The organism is Gemmobacter denitrificans (assembly GCF_036964905.1).
Lineage (GTDB): Bacteria > Pseudomonadota > Alphaproteobacteria > Rhodobacterales > Rhodobacteraceae > Gemmobacter > Gemmobacter denitrificans.
In genome coordinates this window covers 115596-132856 of record NZ_JBALHR010000002.1, presented here as the reverse complement: position 1 = coordinate 132856, position 17261 = coordinate 115596, and the positions used below count along the sequence as shown (strand labels likewise).

Here is a 17261-nt window from a genome sequence, read left to right as displayed (position 1 = left end):
CCTAGCCGCCGCCCCGACCAAGGGCAAGACCTGCCATATTGCGGCCCGTTTTTTCGGTTAACCGGTCATGAATTGGCAAGATTTTCCCTGCAGGCTCGACCGGATTATGATACAGAACAAAAAACGGGCAGACCATGCGCAACGCGGGTGACAGTGTGACAAGTGGTAGTGTTTCAGGGCCGGCCATCTCGGGGGCCGGACGAGTATTCCTGTTCTTGCAGGGGCCGCATGGGCCATGGTTTCAAAAACTGGGCCGCATGCTAGGCGCATCTGGGGCGCAGGTCTGGCGTGTGGGGTTCAATCGGGGCGATCAGGCATTCTGGCCTGACAAGAAAAGCTACCTGCCTTATCGCGGTTCGCTGGCCGATTGGCCCGAAACCCTTTCCCGGATGATCGCCGAAAAATCCGTCACCGATATCGTGCTTTATGGCGATACCCGTCCGGTTCATGCCCGTGCAGTGGAACTGGCCCGCGCGGCGGGCCTGACGGTGCATGTCTTTGAAGAAGGCTATCTGCGCCCGCATTGGGTGACCTATGAACGCGGCGGATCGAACGGCAATTCGCGGCTGATGGGGCTGGATCTGGCGCAGATGCAGGCGGCACTGGCCCAACTGGACATGGATCTGCCCGATGCCCCCGCCCGCTGGGGCGACATGCGCCAGCATATGTTCTATGGCGCGCTGTATCATTTCTTCGTCATGGCCGGGTTCTGGGATTACCGCGCCTATCGCCCGCACCGCGCCCTGACGGTGCCACAGGAATTCTGGCTGTATTGCAAGCGTCTGGCGCTGCTCCCCTTTCATGCCATTGAACGCGGCCTTGCCACCTTCCGTATCCAGCATGGCGGCTTTCCCTATCATCTGGTGCTGTTGCAGCTGGAACATGACAGCAGCTTTCAGATGCATTCGCCGTTTTCCACCATGACGGAATTCCTTGAACTGGTGATCGACGGCTTTGCCAAGGGCGCAGCACCGCATCACCATCTGGTCTTCAAGGCCCACCCGCTCGAGGACGGGCGCGTGGCAGTGGCGGGCGAGATCCGCAGGCTTGCCCGTCAGCACGGGGTGCAAGGCCGGGTGCATTTCGTGCGCGGGGGCAAACTGGCACCGCTTCTCAACCATGCCCGCAGCGCGGTCACGGTGAATTCCACAGCCGCCCAGCAGGTCTTGTGGCGCGGGCTGCCGCTGAAAACCTTTGGCGCGGCCGTCTATGCCAAACCTGAATTCGTGTCGTCACAACCGTTGCCGGAATTCTTCCGTCAACCAACCCGCCCCGACAGCCGGGCCTATCGTGATTATCGGCACTACCTGCTGGAAACCAGCCAGATCCCCGGTGGCTTCTATTCGGCGCGCGGGCAGCGCACCCTGCTGCGGCAAGTGGTGGACATGATGCTGGCCGCCGAAGATCCTTATGATGCGCTGGTTTCCGGCAACGCGGCACCAAGGCAACAGTTGCGGCTTGTGAACTGACGGCTGCACGTCAGACTGGTATTTCGGGCCGCCTTTGGGTAGCCTGAACCACAAAAAACTTGAGGCAGTTCCAATAAAGGAGCCCGAGCAGTGAAATTGTCATCTTCAAAAGGGGCCAAGACACTGGCCCTTTTCACGCTTGTTGCGGTGGTCGCAGCCTGCGGCCTGCCTAGGTCCGGCCCCAACAAACGCGAAATCTTTGCCGGCTCGGTGCTCAATGGCGGCGATGCCTTTGTGGTCACCGTGAATCCGCGCGTGACCCGCGCAACATCTGTCATGCCAGCCTACGGCTTTTCCGATGCCTTCCGTAACGCAGGCAAGGTTGGCCCCGATACCATCGTCCCCGGGGATGTGCTGACGCTGACCATCTTCGAAAACGTCAAGGATGACCCGCTGCTGGGCAATACCGGGCAGCGCGTCTCGCAGCTGGCCGAACTTCAGGTCGATGGGCAGGGCTACATTTTCGTGCCCTATGCCGGCAAGATCAAGGCGGCAGGCCAATCGCCCGATGGCCTGCGCCAGATCATCACCAAGAAGCTGGACACCCAGACCCCCGATCCGCAGATCACCGTGAACCGGCTGGCTGGTGACGGGCAGACCGTGTCGCTGGCAGGTGCCGTGGGTGGCCAGGGCGTCTATCCGATCGAGCGGTCCACCCGCACGCTTTCGACCATGATCGCCAAGGCTGGTGGCATTGCCATTGAACCCGCAGTCGCCATTGTTCGTGTCACGCGCGGGAACCAGACCGGCAAGGTGTGGCTGCAGGATCTGTTTGAAAACCCCGCACTCGACATCGCGCTGCGCGGCGGTGACCAGATCGTGGTGGAACGCGACCAACGGGCCTTTACCGCGCTTGGTGCAACCGGGGCGCAAAGCCTTGTGCCCTTTGAAAGCCAGACCCTGTCGGCCATCGAGGCCATCGCACAGGTCGGCGGCCTGTCCACTCAGCTGGCCGATCCCACGGGCGTATTCGTCTTGCGCAACGAACCTGCAGCGGTGGCCAATGCGGTCCTGGGCCGCAAGGATCTGAAGGGCGATCAGCGCATGGTCTATGTGCTCGACCTTACCGCGCCGACCGGCATGTTCGAGGCGCGCGATTTCCTGGTGCGCGATGGCGACACGCTTTATGTGACCGAAGCGCCGTTCACCCAGTGGAGCAAGACAATCAGCGCGATCACCGGCACGGCCGGGGCTGCCAATTCGCTTGCCAATGTCGGCTCGTCATCGGGCAGCTGATGTGGCGTCAGACCTGAACCACGATGGGGCCGTCGGGGATCTTCCCCGGCGGCTTTGCTATTTCAACGGTGGCTTTCTCTGGCAATCGCGCCTGCGCCGTATCCTGATGCTGGCCGGGCACGACTTGCGGCTGGGCCGACCGGGCCCCGGTGACGGGGTGGTGGTCTGGGGCCGGTCGCCGCATGCCGCACGGGGCGAGGCGGTGGCCAATGCCCGCAATCTGCCCCTGATCCGGGTGGAAGATGCCTTCCTGCGGTCGATCCATCCCGGGCGCAGTGGCACGCCGCCCATGGGGCTGATGATTGACGAGCTGGGCGTGCATTTCGACAGCAGTGCCCCGTCAACGCTGGAACGGCTTCTTGCGCGGCACCCCTTGGACGATTCGAACCTTCTGCAACGAGCAAGAGATGGAATTGGCCGCATACGGGCTGCGCACCTGTCAAAATACAATAATTTCGATCCGGCCCTGCCGCCCCCTGCCCCGGGTTATGTTCTGGTGGTGGATCAGACACGGGGCGATGCGGCGATCCAGTATGGCGGGGCCTCGGCGCAGACCTTTGCCGACATGCTGATGCAGGCGCGTGAAGATCACCCCGGCGCGCGTATCCTGATCAAGACCCATCCCGAAACCCGCGCCGGGCTGCGACCGGGGCATTATGGCCCTGCTGACTGCGATGCGCGCACCACGCTTTACGACGGGCTGGCCTCGCCGCATGATCTGCTGGATGGGGCCATCGCGGTCTATACCGTGTCGTCGCAACTTGGGTTCGAGGCCGTGCTGGCCGGGCATCGCCCGCAGGTCTTTGGCCAACCCTTTTTTGCGGGCTGGGGGCTCACGACTGACCGCCATCCTCCGGCACGTCGTGGCCGCCGTCTGACCCCCGCCCAGCTGTTTGCGGCAGCCATGATCCTTGCGCCAGTGTGGTATGACCCCTGCCGCGACCGTCTGTGCAGCCTTGAACAGGCGCTTGACCAGCTGGAGGCCGAGGTGCGCGCCTTCCGTGATGATCGGGGGGGGCATGTCGCCACGGGTATGCGGCTGTGGAAACGCGGGGCGCTGCAGGGGTTCTTCGGCAGGGAAAAGGCGCTGCGCTTTGCCGATCCGCCCGAAAGGGCCGATCGCATCGCCCGCCGCTTGGGGCGCGGATTGCTGATCTGGGCCGGGAAGGAAGCGTCCGGCTTTGCCCCCGATGCGCCAGTGCGGCGGGTGGAGGATGGCTTTCTGCGGTCCCGCGGGCTTGGCGCGGCACTTGTGCCGCCCCTGTCACTCGTGACTGATGATCTGGGCATCTATTATGATCCGACCCGCGAAAGCCGGTTGGAACGACTGATCCTGTCCCGGTTGCCACCGGGTGGTGCGACGCGGGCAGAAGCCCTGCGCCGCCAGATCATCGCGGCGGGTGTCAGCAAGTACAACCTGCCCGGCGCGCTGCCCGATCTGCCGGAGGGTGGCTTCATCCTTGTGCCCGGGCAGGTGGAGGACGATGCCTCCATCCGGCTGGGAGCGGGCGCAGTGTGCACCAATCTTGCCCTGCTCCAGTCGGTGCGCGCGGCCAATCCCGAAGCGGTGATCGTTTACAAACCGCACCCGGATGTAGAGGCTGGCTTGCGCCCCGGCGCGCTTGCCCACGACCAGATCAGCGCCCTGGCCGACGCCGTGGCCAGCAGGTCCGATCCGGTCGCCCTGATCGAGGCCTGCAGCGAAGTCTGGACCATGACCTCGCTTCTGGGGTTCGAGGCGCTGATCCGGGGCAAAGCCGTCACCTGCCTGGGGGCCCCTTTCTATGCCGGCTGGGGGTTGACCCGCGATCTGGGCCCGGTCCCCGACCGGCGCAAACGGGCGCAAGACGGCCATCCCTTGCCGCGCCCGACCCTGGACCAACTGGTCCATGCGGCGCTGATCGCCTACCCGCGCTATCTTGACCCGGTCACCCGCCGCCCCTGCCCGCCCGAAGTGGCGGTGGATCGGCTGGCACATGGCGCGATCCCCGCCCCTTCCATCGCGCTGCGTGTTCTGGCCAAGCTACAAGGCGCGCTGGCCGGGCAGGCCTGGCTCTGGCGTCAGTAGATATAGCGGATCTGTTCCGTCCAGTAGCGTTCCATCCGCTTCAGGGCCTGATTGATGTCTTCCATCACCGCCGCGCTGATCAGCCCGCGTTTTTCCAGCCCTTCGGCATGCCGCGAAAACAGGTCTGCCAGCACGACCCGCACCCGACGGCCCTTTTCCGTCAGCCGGACCCGCACCGACCGCCTGTCAATCTCTGACCGCTGGTGATGCATATAGCCCAGCTCCACCAGCTTTTTCAGGTTATAGCTGACATTGCTGCCCTGATAATAGCCGCGGGATTTCAGCTCCCCCGCAGTCACCTCATTCTCGCCAATGTTGAACAGCAACAGTGCCTGGACCGGATTGATCTCCAGGATGCCCAGTCGCTCGAACTCGTCCTTCACGACATCCAGCAGCAACCGGTGCAGCCGTTCAACCAGCGAAAGGTTTTCCAGATAGCCCAGCATGAACGCCTTGTGCGAGCCATCCAGTACATGTTGATGAACCGTCATACCTTTCTCCGACTGACCGATGTCGAGCCAGATTCGTCACAAATAGGAAACATCGCGTAAACTTCGGGCAAAATTCCTCGCAACCGGGGTAGCTCGCGCGGATTTGGCCTGCTTCAGGAAGTTTTCCGCCAGGCAAACAGCACAATCGCCAATGCACCAAGGCCGGCAAGCCCCCCAGCCCGGCAAAGATGGCATAGTCCACCCCCAACCCGGCACGCTTGCCAAAGCCGATCAGGAAGGCCGCCCACAGATAAACCACCGCGACTGTGCGGGCGATGCGCCAGCCCCGCCTGTCGCGGCCCAGAACCAAATCGGCTACGATGATCCCCAGAAACAGCAGGCCGAGAACCCTGGGCACCAGGATCGCGGGCGGGCTGACGGCAGCAAATTCAGCCGGGGCACGAAGGGCAAAGGTCAGAACGGAAACGACATGAACGCCATGGCACAGCACAAAAGCCAGCCCAAGCCCAAACGCCGCCCGGGGGGCCACGCTCTGCAGCGCAGGCACCAGCGGAACCAGAACCATGGCCAGAAAGAACAGGAAAGACAGCCGCACGGTCACCCGGTTGATCTGGCGCAGCAGGTCAACATCCGTGGCCAACCATATGGCCAGAAGCGCCAGAACGACCACTGGCATCATCAGCGCAAGCAACCCGGCTGAAGGGGAACGGAGCAGTCTGGATTCGGTCACGATGATACTCCCGCAATAAATGTAATCACCGCATACATTGATTCCCGCTTGCAGCACGCTCACATTCGGGTGATCCCTGATCCCATGTCCGAAGAACGATCCTACCATCATGGCGAATTGAAAGAGGCCCTGATCACCGAGGCCGTGGCAGTGATTGCCCGTGACGGGGCCGACGGGCTGTCACTGCGCGATCTGGCCAAAAGGCTGGGCGTTTCCCCGGCGGCGCCATTCCGGCACTTTCCCACCAAGGCCGCCTTGCTGACCGCCGTGGCCGAACAAAGCATGGCGCGGCTGGTAGAGTCTGTCCGCCTTGCGATGGAGGATAGGGCAAACCACACGGCCATGACCGGGATCAGAACCATGGCGCAGGGCTATGTTCGTTGGGCACTGGAAAACCCCACGCATTTCCTGGTGGTCAGTTCGCGCAGCCTGATCGATTTCGCTGGATCGGACCTGCTGGTCACGCAGAACGAGACCCTGCGGCAGAATCTGGAAACGCTGTTCCGTCAGGCGCAGGCTGAAGGCAGCATTTCGGCGGGCTGGGCGCTGGAGGATCTGATGCTGCTGGCGCGCGGCACCGCTTATGGGCTGGCGCGCATGGCCACGGATGGGCATCTGCCGGAATGGAAGGTGGAAAAACCCGCACCGATCGCGATCGAGGCGGCGATTTCGCTGTTCATCGACCTGCTGTCAGGCGCGCGCGCGCCGTCACAGGACAGTGCTATTTGACCTGAAGCGATTTCACATATTCCGCCAGTTGCACCAGACGCAGCGGGGTGGGCGTGTCGATATCATCGCCGCTGTCGAACAGCACCATTTGTTCCCCATCCAGCAAAGGCGCGAATTGCGGCATCATCGCGCCGTCCTTGTCGCGGGTATAGCCCCAGATCTTGCTCATCACCCGGGTCATGGGGAAACCATCCTTGCCGGAAAGACGCGTCAGATCGGCCGGGCGGCCCTCCAGCGTGCTTGCCACCGGGCCAGTGCCGCGACCGTCCTCGCCATGGCAAGCCGCGCAATAGGTGGCGAAATCCTCGGCACCCGTCGGCACCTTTTTCTGCGGCAGACAGGCCGCCAGCACCAGAGCGGGGAATAGAATCAACAGCTTGCGCATGGGCTTGTCTCCTTGGGGTCGGGCCATGGAAGCACGCCCATTCCCACCCCGCAAGCCCCCGATCCGATCAGACGACGCGCCCCTGATCCAGCCGGACAATCCGGTCCATCCGGGCGGCAAGATCAAGATTATGCGTGGCAATCAGGGCCGACAGGCCGGTTTCGCGCACCAGATCCATCAGCGCCGCAAACACCTGATCTGAGGTGCCGGGATCAAGGTTGCCGGTGGGTTCGTCGGCCAGCAACAGCCTGGGCGCATTGGCCAGGGCCCGGCAAAAGGCCACGCGTTGCTGTTCGCCCCCCGACAGCGCCGCCGGGCGGTGATGGGCGCGGGTCGACACCCCCACACGCGCCAGCAAATCCATCGCCCGCGCCTGTGCGGCGGGCGCGCTGGTCCCATTTGCCAGTTGCGGCAGCATGATGTTCTCCAGCGCGGTGAATTCCGGCAGAAGGTGGTGGAACTGATAGATGAAGCCTACCTCTTCCCGCCGCGCCCGCGTGCGTGCGCCGTCGCCCGACCGGGCCATGTCGCGCCCCGCCAACAGCACCCGGCCCGCATCGGGCGTGTCGAGCAGCCCGGCAATATGCAGCAGCGTGGATTTCCCTGCCCCCGAGGGCGCGACCAGCGCCACCACCTCGCCCCGCGCCACAGCCAGGCTGGCCCCGCGCAGAACGGTAACTTCGGCGGGCTTGCCCCGGTTATAGGCCTTGGTCAGCCCGTCCAGAACCAGCGTGTCATTCATAGCGCAGCGCCTCTACCGGGTTCATCCGCGCGGCACGTCGCGCAGGGAAAATCGTCACGATGAAGGAAAGCCCCAGCGAAAGCGCCACCGCCGATAGGACATCCGCCAATTGCAGCTTGGCGGGCAGGTTATAGATGCCCCGCACCGACGGATCCCAGATCCCGCCGCCCGCGACATAGTTCACAAAGGAAAAGATCGGATCGATATAGATCGCGAACAGGCAGCCCAGCAGCACGCCCAAAGCGGTGCCGATGATCCCGGTCGAAGCGCCACACAGAAAGAACACCCGCAGGATCGCCCCCTCGGTCAATCCCATGGTGCGCAGGATGCCGATGTCGCGGCCTTTGTTCTTCACCAGCATGATCAGGCCAGACACGATGTTCATCGTGGCGATCAGCACAAGGATCGACAGGATGATGAACATGATGTTGTCCTCGATATCCAGCGCGCGCAGAAATGCGCCCGAAGCGTCGCGCCAGCTCCACAGCAGCGCGCGCTCTCCTCCGGCCTGCATCAGGGCTGCGGTATGGCTGTCCACCGCTTCTGGGTCTTGCACCATCACCTCGATCTCGTCGGCGCGGCCTTCACGGTTGAAATAATCCTGCGCCTCGGCAAAGGGCAGATAAGCGCGGGTGCGATCGATGTCATAACGCCCGGCGGTGAAGATATAGACCACCTCGTAGGCATTCACCCGCGGGCTGGTGCCGAAGGCGGTTTTCACCCCGTCGGGGCTGATGAGCCGCACCCGATCCCCTACGCCCAGATTCAATTCACGCGCCAGCGCAGACCCAAGCGCGATCCCCTGATCGAAGCGGCCGATATCACCTTGATGCCCCGCGCCGCTGCCGATGCGCGGCAGCGTGGCCAGATCGGCGGCGCGAATGCCAAAGACCTCGACCCCCATGTTGACACCATTGGCCGTCGCCATCACCTGCCCCTTCACCAAGGGGGCGGCGCGCGTCACCCCCGGCAGGGCAGCGATCCGGGCGGCCACATCGTCATAATCGGCAAAGCCGCGCAGACTGCGCCCGAATTCATCGGTTTCGGCCATGGCATAGACCGTGACATGGGCATTGGCCCCTAGAATCGTATCAACGAACTCGGCCCGAAACCCGGCCCGCACCGACAGCGTGGCAATCAGCGCAAACACCGCCAGCGTGATGCCGATCAGGCTTATCCATGTCATCACGCTGACCCCGCCCTCGGCCCTTTTGGCGCGCAGATAGCGCCAGGCGATCATCCATTCAAAGCGGGAAAACGGGGCAGTTGCGGCCAAGATCAGACCCTTTCAGTTGCGCGCGCACCCTGACCAAGGGGCGGGAAAAGGTCAAGCGATGCGGGCCTCTGTCAGGCGAAGAGCCGCCGGAACGGCCATGCCAGCAGTGACAGAAGGCCCATCGTCGCCATCCAGCCGCCCAGAAACCCGATGCCACCCAGCAAGAGCCCATCGACCGTGACCGGCACGGCGGGACGGAAATCGGCCCAGGTGGCGGCCAGCGTTTCAGCATCGCCCAGCCGCTGCGGCATGGTCAGGCGCTGCAGGGGCGAGGCGCCCCGCAATGCCGCAAGGTTCTGCTCCAGCCGGGCCGCACGGTCAAAGGTCAGGCCCATATCGGCGCGGCGATCATCCAGAAATGTCGTGCCGGTCATCTGCGCCAGCGCCTCGTCGCGGGTCAGCTGGTTGCGCGAGGCTGTGCGATCAAAGTCGGCCACCACCGCCTGCAGGGCATCTACCTGCCCGGCCAGCCGTTGCAGATATTGCTGGCTGAATTCCGGGAATTGCGACAGGCCCGCCCCGCCAGCGATTGCCCCCGCCAAAGCCAGTATGCGCAACATCGCGTTCCTCCTTCTGTACAGCCGAAGCTGACGGCGCTTAGTCCGGTTCAGCCGATCTGCATCAGCTTGAATACCGAAAGCTGGTTGCGATTGATCCCGGCATGGACGCAGTGCCAGCCATCCTGTTGGAACTGGCGGATTTCACGCTGAAAGGCATAGACCGTTTCGCGATAGTCCAGATCCTTGTAGGCATAGGGGGGCATCGCATTCGGGATCAGCAGGATCGACCGGCGCGCGATGCGGCGGAATTCGGCCACGACCTTCATCCAGTCGCGCGGATGGCAGTAATGTTCGATGGCATCCAGACAGATCACGGTATCGACCGATTTGTCCTCGAACGGATAGGGTGGCGTGCCGGCATCGAAAAGCCGCACGTCCAGCCCAAGGCTTTCGGTGATAGGCCGATAGGGCCAATCGCGCACCTGCCCCGAACCATCGTGCAGGCCATGATCGTCGCGGGCCGTGGTCAGGTCTGCCCCGCCGAAATCGCGGAACCGGCTGTCCAGCTCGGCCCCGCCCACGAAATTGGCGAAATCATTGCCGATGACCTGATGGCCCTTGCGGCGCAAAATCTCCAGCGTGGCCCCATGCGCCGTGGACATTTCCAGCACCACGCGCGGCGGGCAGTCTTCGGCCATCAGTTCGGGCATATGTTGCAGCAAGATCGCCCAGCTGCGGCGGATGTTCTTGAAATGGATCACGTATTTGCGCTGAATACAGCGGCTGACATGATCGAGCCCTTCGGGCGTCAGATCATAGGGCACCGTCAGATCGGCGGGCGGAATATCGTCAAAGGCAGCAATCACCTCGTCATAGCTGGGCTGGGCCTTGGATTCCCGTTTCAGGAACTTCTGGAAAAAGCTCTCCCGCAGCGCACGGATCTTGCGGACATAGCCCGCATGACCATTGCGATGATCCGCGGGGCGGAGGCGTTCCTGCTCGATCAATTCGGCATGGGTCAGGCGCAGCATCTGGGATCACTCTTTCCGGGACATTGGCAATGGACTGCCCGCCCGAACCTGGCACAGCGGTTCGGGCAGACAGCATGGATCAGGCATAGCGCGCCAGTTTGAACACGGTCAACTGGTGGCGATAGACCCCGGCATGCACACATTCCCAGCCATCGCGGCCATAATTGCGCAGGGCGTTCTGCGCTTCATGGAAGGCGGCCATATAGTCCTTGTCAGCAACCATATGTTCCTGCACGGGGTTTGCCACGATCAGCACCGACCGCCGGGCCACACGGGTGAATTCATCCGCCAGCACAATCCAGTCCAGCGGGTTGCAGTAATGTTCAATGGCATCGAAGGTCAGAAGCGTGTCGAAACTGCCATCCTCGAACGGATAGGGCACGATCCCGGCATCGAACAGCCGTACATCCAGCCCGATGCTTTCGATCAGCGGCTGATAGGCCCAGCCCTGCGCCACACCGTTTTCATCCAGATATCCGGCATCGTCGCGGTGCTGTTCGGGGTCAAATTCATTGACCCGGCGCAAATGGCTTTTCAACCCGTTGCGCCGCGACAGGAAATTCGGGAAATCATTGCCCACAACGCGGTGGCCCTTGTGACGCAGGATTTCCAGCGTCGCCCCATGCGCCGATGACAGTTCCAGCACATCGCGCGGCGGGGCGCCCTTGCGCATCAGTTCGGGCATGTATTGTACCAGATGCGCCCAGCTGCGACGGATGTTCTTGAACCGCAACACATATTTGCGTTGTACAGCGCGGGTGAGCGAGGCGATCTGTTCCGGCGTCATCGGATAGGGGTTTGAAAATTCCTCTGGTGGGTAATCACCGATCGCGGCCAGAACCTCGTTGGTGTTGGGGTATTTCTGGCTGCTGTTGCGCAGGAATTCCTCATAAAACGTATCGCGCATGATCTGCATGGTGCGCTCAAACCCGGCATAGCCTTCGCGATGGCCAGTCGGGAATTTCGCCTCGCGCTCGATCAGCGCGGCGTGATCTGCTCTCATCTGCCTCGACCTTGTTTTTTGTTAACTTATTGGAAACCAAGATCAGGTTGAGCGACCAATTGGTCAAGAAGTTCGGCACAAAAATGGCGAGGCCGCCCGAAGGCGGCCCGCTGGCGTAACACCTGCGCAACAGATCAGCGATGCGCGGCGTAGATTTCCACGATCCGCGCCACTGCCGCCTCGGCGCTCAGCTCCTCGCTCTCACCCGTACGGCGCGAGGTCAGCTCCACCACGCCCTTGCCCAGGCCCTTCGGCCCGACCGTGATCCGCCAGGGCAGGCCGATCAGGTCCATGGTGGCGAACTTGGCGCCCGCGCGCTCGTCGCGGTCATCATAAAGCGGGTCAAGCCCCGCCGCGACCAGCGCCTTGTACAGCGCCTCACAGGCCGCGTCGGTGGCCGCATCGCCTTGCTTGAGGTTCACGATGCCGCAATGGAAGGGGGTCACACCCTCGGGCCAGATGATGCCCTTGTCATCATGGTTCGCCTCGATCAGCGCGCCCAGCAAGCGGCTCACGCCAATGCCATGGCTGCCCATCTCCACCGGCACTCGGTTGCCCTCGGCGGTCACCACCGTGGCGCCCATGCTTTCCGAATATTTGGTGCCGAAATAGAAGATCTGCCCCACCTCGATGCCACGGCCCACCTTGCGGCGCTCCTCGGGAATGGCGTTGAACAGCGCCTCGTCATGGGTCTCGTCGGTGCGGGCATAAAGCGTGGTGAATTCCTCGCAGATCGCCGCCACTTCGGCGCGATTGTCATAATCCACCGCGCGGTCGCCCAGCTTCAGCTCCGGCACCTTGGCATCATAGAACACCTCGCTCTCGCCGGTGGAGGCCAGCACGAGGAATTCATGGGTATTGTCGCCGCCAATCGGGCCCGAGGCCGCGCGCATCGGAATGGCCGTCAGCCCCATGCGCTCATAGGTCCGCAGATAGCTGACCATATGGCGGTTATAGGCATGCAGCGCGTCTTCCTTCGTCAGGTCGAAGTTATAGCCGTCCTTCATCAGGAATTCGCGGCCCCGCATCACGCCAAAGCGCGGGCGCACCTCGTCGCGGAACTTCCACTGGATGTGGTAAAGCGTCAGCGGCAATTCCTTGTAGCTGTTCACATGGGCCCGGAAGATGTCGGTGATCATCTCCTCATTGGTCGGCCCGAACAGCATGTCGCGCTCGTGCCGGTCCTTGATGCGCAGCATCTCCTGGCCGTAATCGTCATAGCGGCCGCTTTCGCGCCACAGATCGGCCGGTTGCAGCGTGGGCATCAGAAGCGGAATATGGCCCACGCGGATCTGCTCCTCATGCACGATCTGCTCGATGCGTTTCAGCACCTTGTAGCCCAGCGGCAACCACGAATAGATGCCCGCCGCCTGCTGCTTGATCATGCCGGCGCGCAGCATGTAGCGATGCGAGACGATCTGCGCCTCGGCGGGGTTCTCTTTCAGCACGGGAAGGAAATAGCGCGACAGACGCATGGCAGGGCCTCTTGTAACCGTTTGAGCGTTCCTAGCCGCTTCGGCGCAAGGGGGCAAGTTTCGCGCAAGCGCCCCGAAAAATGCGCCTTCAAACCCGCACGATCAGCCTGAGGCCCATGCCCCGCGACGCATTCCTGCCGGTGGATCAGGCCGTGCGGGCGTCTGGAAAGTGGAACCGGGGCTTCCGGTCACTGTGCAAGCTGCTGACTGACGCCTGAACGCTGCTGCCACCAGCTGTCTGAAATCCTGACAGTTCCGCTGTCAGTTCGTCGGCCTTATGCAACAGCGTCGCGGCGACGGCTGTAGTTTCCTCGGCCACCGCAGCGTTTTGCTGCGTCACCTGATCCAGTTGATGAACACCCGTGTTGATTTCATCAAGGCCCGAAGCCTGTTCGGATACGGCAGCGGCAATCTCGGCAATCAGCGCAGACACATCCGAGGCGCGCTTGAGTATCTCTGAAAGGCTGTCGCCCGTACGACCGACAAGGGTCGAGCCGACCTCGACCTGCTCAGTGCTTTGCCGGATCAGTGCCTTGATCTCATGCGCCGATTCCGAGGCACGCTGGGCCAACGCGCGCACTTCGGAGGCCACGACCGCAAAGCCGCGTCCTGCCTCGCCGGCGCGGGCTGCCTCGACGCCTGTGTTCAGCGCCAGCAGGTTGGTCTGGAAGGCAATTTCGTCGATTACGCCGATGATGCGGGTGATTTGCTCAGAACTCTGCTCAATACCGCGCATGGCATCCATCGCCTCCACCACGATCTGGGCACCGGTCTCGGCATGGGCGTGGTTTTCCTGGCTGGCTTTCCTCGCTGCCTTTGCGTGCTGTGCAGTCGAGCGCACGCTCTCCGTCAATTCGTTCAGCGCGGCTGCCGATTGCTCCAGGGTAGCGGCCTGGGTTTGCGCGCGCGAAGACAGGTTCTGCGCGACCGAGGCGATCTCGTCCGAGCCGCCACGCACCGAAGCGGCAACCGACCCGATCCGCGACACGGTTCTGGAGAGCTGTTGGATAACACTGTTATAGGTGTTGCGCAGCGCATCGTATTCAGGCGGAAACGGGTTGTTCGGCGGGCTGTCGATCGGCCTTGACAGATCGCCCGCCGCCAGGCGTTCCAACCCGGCGCTGATATCGCCGACGACGCGCTCCTGTTTGGCCATTTCACTTTGCTGTCGGGCAGCATCTTCATGGCGCATTGCTTCGGCTTCCGCCTGCAGGCGGCGCGCTTCATGTGCGTTTTTCCTGAACACCTCCAGCGCATTCGCCAGATCGCCCAGTTCATTGCGTCGCCCGACCCCTGTGATTTGGATATCCAGATCACCATCAGCCAGACGGCGCGTCTGTTCAACTGTACGTTTGAGACCAGCCGTGATCTTCAGGCCCAGGACCAGGGCAATCAGAACCGTAGCGCCCAAAGCAAGGGCCGCCATCGCCGCAGATTTTACGAATGCCCGCCGGCTTTCCGCACCCAATGCCGCAGCATACGCCACGATATCGGCAGTCAGGCCATCCTCAACCAATCTCATCTGGTTGATACGTTCGGTCGTGGCCTGAAACCAGGTCTCGGCTGTGACCCCCGTCAACTCCCCGCCAAGGGCATTATCGACAATTTCGCCGCGCATCATGGCAACTTCATTGACAGCCTCTCCGGCGACGGTGCTGTCATGCATGCCAACCAGTTCTGGCGATGCCTTTCTTTTAAAGAGCTGAAGATAGGTTTCCTGTGCCGCCACAACCTGCAGGAACAGCTGATAGGCCGCAGGTCTGAAATGACCAAGGTTCAGCGAGGATGAGGCGACGGAGCGCTCCTGATCGGCATTTTCTTTCGCGTTCAGATAGATCGTAAATGCATCGAACTTTAGCGCAAGCTGCGCGTCGTCGGTGGAGCGGGCTACGTGATATGGATTGCTCATCAGAGCGTCGATGGCGCCGGAGTAATAGTGAAAACTCTCGGAGGCCGTGAAACGCAGTGTCGATATGGCTTCGCGCGTCTCAGCCAATTGGCCCAAAATCCGCAAGTTCTCTTCGTACAGGGACTGCAACTCGCCGCCCATGGCATCGACACCAGCCTCAACGGCCTTACGTTTTTTTGCATCAAGCGCAACATCCGTGGCTTTGCGTGCGCCGAGCAGCTCCTGCTTGCCGTCCTTTCCGCTGCTGTTGATGAATAGCGACGAGCGCACGCGCTCGATCTGGAGCGCATGTACTGCATCCCCGACATTGCCGACATAGGCCGCAAGGACCTGCAGCTTTTCCATGTTATTCGCTGTCTGCAAACTTTCCTTGCTTGAGAGGGTTGCAAAGAAAACCAACGCAACTGCGGGCAGCACCAGCATCAGGGCTATCTGTGTACGAACTCGCAGGTCCCAAATTAATCGCATGTTCATCCCGTTCTCTTCAGCGATGGATGACATGGGCGCACACAAGCCTTTGCGTTCCAAGTTTCAGCCGGTCGTCATCGCGCGCTCCGCTTTGCCGGAATCGATAGCAGCCAAAAGTTAACAATCCCACGGCGCGCACCCGGATGTCAGTTCCGTGCATGGGCGCGTCAGACCGCGTGCGTCCCGGTCCCGATCGGCGTCACTTCCAGAATGGACTTCGAAACATCCGCCCGCTTGCGCTGCAGCGCGCAAACCCCCTTGCCGAATCCGTGGCGGCGGCTACATAGATGTTCAATGAATGTTCTCATGTGGTTCAAGCGCGATCTTCGGGTGCAGGATCACCCGGCACTGGCCTTCGCCGCCATGCGGGGGGCGGTGTTGCCGGTCTATATCGTGGAGCCCGATCTCTGGGCCGAACCCGATGCCTCGGCCCGCCACTATGCCTTTCTCACGGAGTCCCTGACCGATTTGCGCGACCAACTGGCCGAACTGGGCCTGCCCTTGGTCATCCGGCTGGGCGAGGCGGTCACAGTGCTGGACCGGCTGTGCCGCACCCATGGGGTGACCGAAATCGTCAGCCATGAGGAAACCGGCAATCTCTGGACCTATGGGCGCGACCGCAGGGTGGCGGCATGGGCGCGGGCCAGTGGCATCCGCTGGCATGAAGTGCCGCAATGTGGGGTGGTGCGGCGTCTGGCCAGCCGCGATGGCTGGCAGGCGGCGCGCGACAGTTTCATGGCCGCGCCGCAGGTGACGGTCACCGGCCTGCGCGGCCCTGCGGGCGTGGAATCCGGTGCGCCGCCCTCGGCCCGCGCGCTGCGTCTGGCCGAAGACCCCTGCCCCCATCGTCAGGCAGGCGGGCGCAGCGCGGGGCTTGCGGCGCTGGACAGTTTCCTGACCCAGCGGGGCCGCCCCTACCGCGCCGCCATGGCCAGCCCTCTGGCCGGAGAACGCGCCTGTTCGCGCCTGTCGCCCCATATCGCCTTTGGCACCCTGTCGCTGCGCGAAGTGGTGCAGGCCACTACCGCCCGTCAGGCCGAACGCCCGGGCGGCGACTGGTCCGGCAGTCTGCGCAGTTTCCAGAGCAGGCTGGCCTGGCGCGACCATTTCATGCAAAAGCTGGAAGACCAGCCTTCCATCGAAATCAGAGCCTTGCACCGCGATGCTGATGCTTTGCGCCACAGCGATGCTGCACGGTTGCGGGCCTGGGAGATGGGCGAAACCGGCTTTCCCTTTCTGGATGCCTGTCTGCGTTATCTGCGCGCGACCGGCTGGCTGAACTTTCGTGCGCGCGCCATGGTAATGGCCTGCGCCTCCTATCACCTTTGGCTGGACTGGCGCGATACCGGGCAGATTCTGGCCCGCCGCTTTACAGATTATGAACCCGGCATCCATTGGCCGCAGGTGCAGATGCAATCGGGCGTGACCGGTATCAACACGCCGCGCATCTACAACCCGGTGAAACAGGGGCAGGATCAAGACCCGACCGGCGCCTTCACCCGCCGCTGGGTGCCCGAACTGGCCGCCGTCCCCGATGCTTATTTGCAAGAGCCTTGGAAATGGTCGGGCGCGGGCAGCCTGCTTGGCAGCCGCTACCCGGAACCCGTGGTCGATCTGGCCACAGCCGCCCGCGCCGCCCGCGATGCGATCTTTTCCCTGCGCAAGACCGCCGGTTTCAAGGCCGATCAGGCGGCCATCGTGGCCCGTCACGCCAGCCGCGCGCCGCGCCGCATGGTGCCGCATCTGATCGAACCGCGCCCGGGCGCGCAGTTGATGCTGGACCTGTGA

15 protein-coding genes are annotated in these 17261 nt (G+C 62.7%); 5 read left to right on the top strand and 10 right to left on the bottom strand.

The window, feature by feature from the left end; genetic code table 11:
* Nucleotides 1-257 precede the first annotated feature (257 nt).
* The 3 genes from V6590_RS03670 (at nt 258) to V6590_RS03660 (ending at nt 4773) form a co-directional block, all read left to right on the top strand.
* Nucleotides 258-1469, top strand: coding sequence for a capsule polysaccharide biogenesis protein (locus V6590_RS03670; RefSeq protein ID WP_335419717.1), 1212 nt, complete (start codon nt 258-260; stop codon nt 1467-1469).
* Between the two features lie 90 nt (nt 1470-1559).
* On the top strand, nt 1560-2705 hold the full coding sequence (locus V6590_RS03665; RefSeq protein ID WP_335419714.1) for a polysaccharide biosynthesis/export family protein: 1146 nt from the start codon (nt 1560-1562) through the stop codon (nt 2703-2705).
* Nucleotides 2680-4773, top strand: coding sequence for a capsule polysaccharide biogenesis protein (locus V6590_RS03660; RefSeq protein ID WP_335419712.1), 2094 nt, complete (start codon nt 2680-2682; stop codon nt 4771-4773). Before V6590_RS03665 ends, V6590_RS03660 begins: the two co-directional genes overlap by 26 nt.
* Here the strand turns inward: V6590_RS03660 and V6590_RS03655 are convergent.
* Together V6590_RS03655 and V6590_RS03650 are read right to left on the bottom strand one after the other, a co-directional pair.
* Nucleotides 4767-5264, bottom strand: coding sequence for a MarR family winged helix-turn-helix transcriptional regulator (locus V6590_RS03655; protein ID WP_335419709.1), 498 nt, complete (start codon nt 5262-5264; stop codon nt 4767-4769). The genes V6590_RS03660 and V6590_RS03655 overlap by 7 nt on opposite strands.
* A complete protein-coding gene (locus V6590_RS03650; protein ID WP_335419705.1) occupies nt 5185-6018 on the bottom strand; it encodes a hypothetical protein in 834 nt (277 codons plus the stop codon). Before V6590_RS03650 ends, V6590_RS03655 begins: the two co-directional genes overlap by 80 nt.
* Nucleotides 6019-6039: 21 nt before the next feature.
* Between V6590_RS03650 and V6590_RS03645 the strand changes: the two genes are divergently transcribed.
* A complete protein-coding gene (locus V6590_RS03645) occupies nt 6040-6684 on the top strand; it encodes a TetR/AcrR family transcriptional regulator (protein ID WP_335419702.1) in 645 nt (214 codons plus the stop codon).
* Here V6590_RS03645 and V6590_RS03640 read toward each other — a convergent pair.
* The 8 genes from V6590_RS03640 to V6590_RS03605 all read right to left on the bottom strand — a co-directional run bounded on the left by V6590_RS03640 (nt 6677) and on the right by V6590_RS03605 (nt 15506).
* Entirely contained in the window at nt 6677-7069 is a 393-nt protein-coding gene (locus V6590_RS03640) for a c-type cytochrome (RefSeq protein WP_335419700.1), read from the bottom strand. The genes V6590_RS03645 and V6590_RS03640 overlap by 8 nt on opposite strands.
* 67 nt (nt 7070-7136) lie before the next feature.
* A complete protein-coding gene (locus V6590_RS03635; protein WP_335419697.1) occupies nt 7137-7811 on the bottom strand; it encodes an ABC transporter ATP-binding protein in 675 nt (224 codons plus the stop codon).
* Complete coding sequence (locus V6590_RS03630) at nt 7804-9051, bottom strand: lipoprotein-releasing ABC transporter permease subunit (RefSeq protein ID WP_434063229.1); 1248 nt, start codon at nt 9049-9051, stop codon at nt 7804-7806. Before V6590_RS03630 ends, V6590_RS03635 begins: the two co-directional genes overlap by 8 nt.
* A gap of 107 nt (nt 9052-9158) precedes the next feature.
* On the bottom strand, nt 9159-9647 hold the full coding sequence (locus tag V6590_RS03625; protein WP_335419691.1) for a DUF2937 family protein: 489 nt from the start codon (nt 9645-9647) through the stop codon (nt 9159-9161).
* A 47-nt stretch (nt 9648-9694) separates the two neighbouring features.
* The gene (locus tag V6590_RS03620) at nt 9695-10618 is read right to left on the bottom strand and encodes a class I SAM-dependent methyltransferase (protein WP_335419688.1); all 924 of its coding nucleotides are present in this window, start codon (nt 10616-10618) and stop codon (nt 9695-9697) included.
* 79 nt (nt 10619-10697) lie between these two features.
* Entirely contained in the window at nt 10698-11621 is a 924-nt protein-coding gene (locus V6590_RS03615) for a class I SAM-dependent methyltransferase (RefSeq protein ID WP_335419685.1), read from the bottom strand.
* Nucleotides 11622-11755: 134 nt separating this feature from the next.
* Complete coding sequence (gene proS, locus V6590_RS03610; RefSeq protein WP_335419683.1) at nt 11756-13096, bottom strand: proline--tRNA ligase; 1341 nt, start codon at nt 13094-13096, stop codon at nt 11756-11758.
* Between the two features lie 145 nt (nt 13097-13241).
* Nucleotides 13242-15506, bottom strand: a complete 2265-nt coding sequence (locus V6590_RS03605; protein WP_335419680.1) for a methyl-accepting chemotaxis protein — start codon at nt 15504-15506, stop codon at nt 13242-13244.
* A gap of 261 nt (nt 15507-15767) precedes the next feature.
* Here V6590_RS03605 and V6590_RS03600 point away from each other — a divergent pair, with 261 nt between their 5' ends.
* Nucleotides 15768-17261: an FAD-binding domain-containing protein gene (locus V6590_RS03600; protein WP_335419676.1), complete on the top strand. Its 1494-nt coding sequence runs from the start codon at nt 15768-15770 to the stop codon at nt 17259-17261.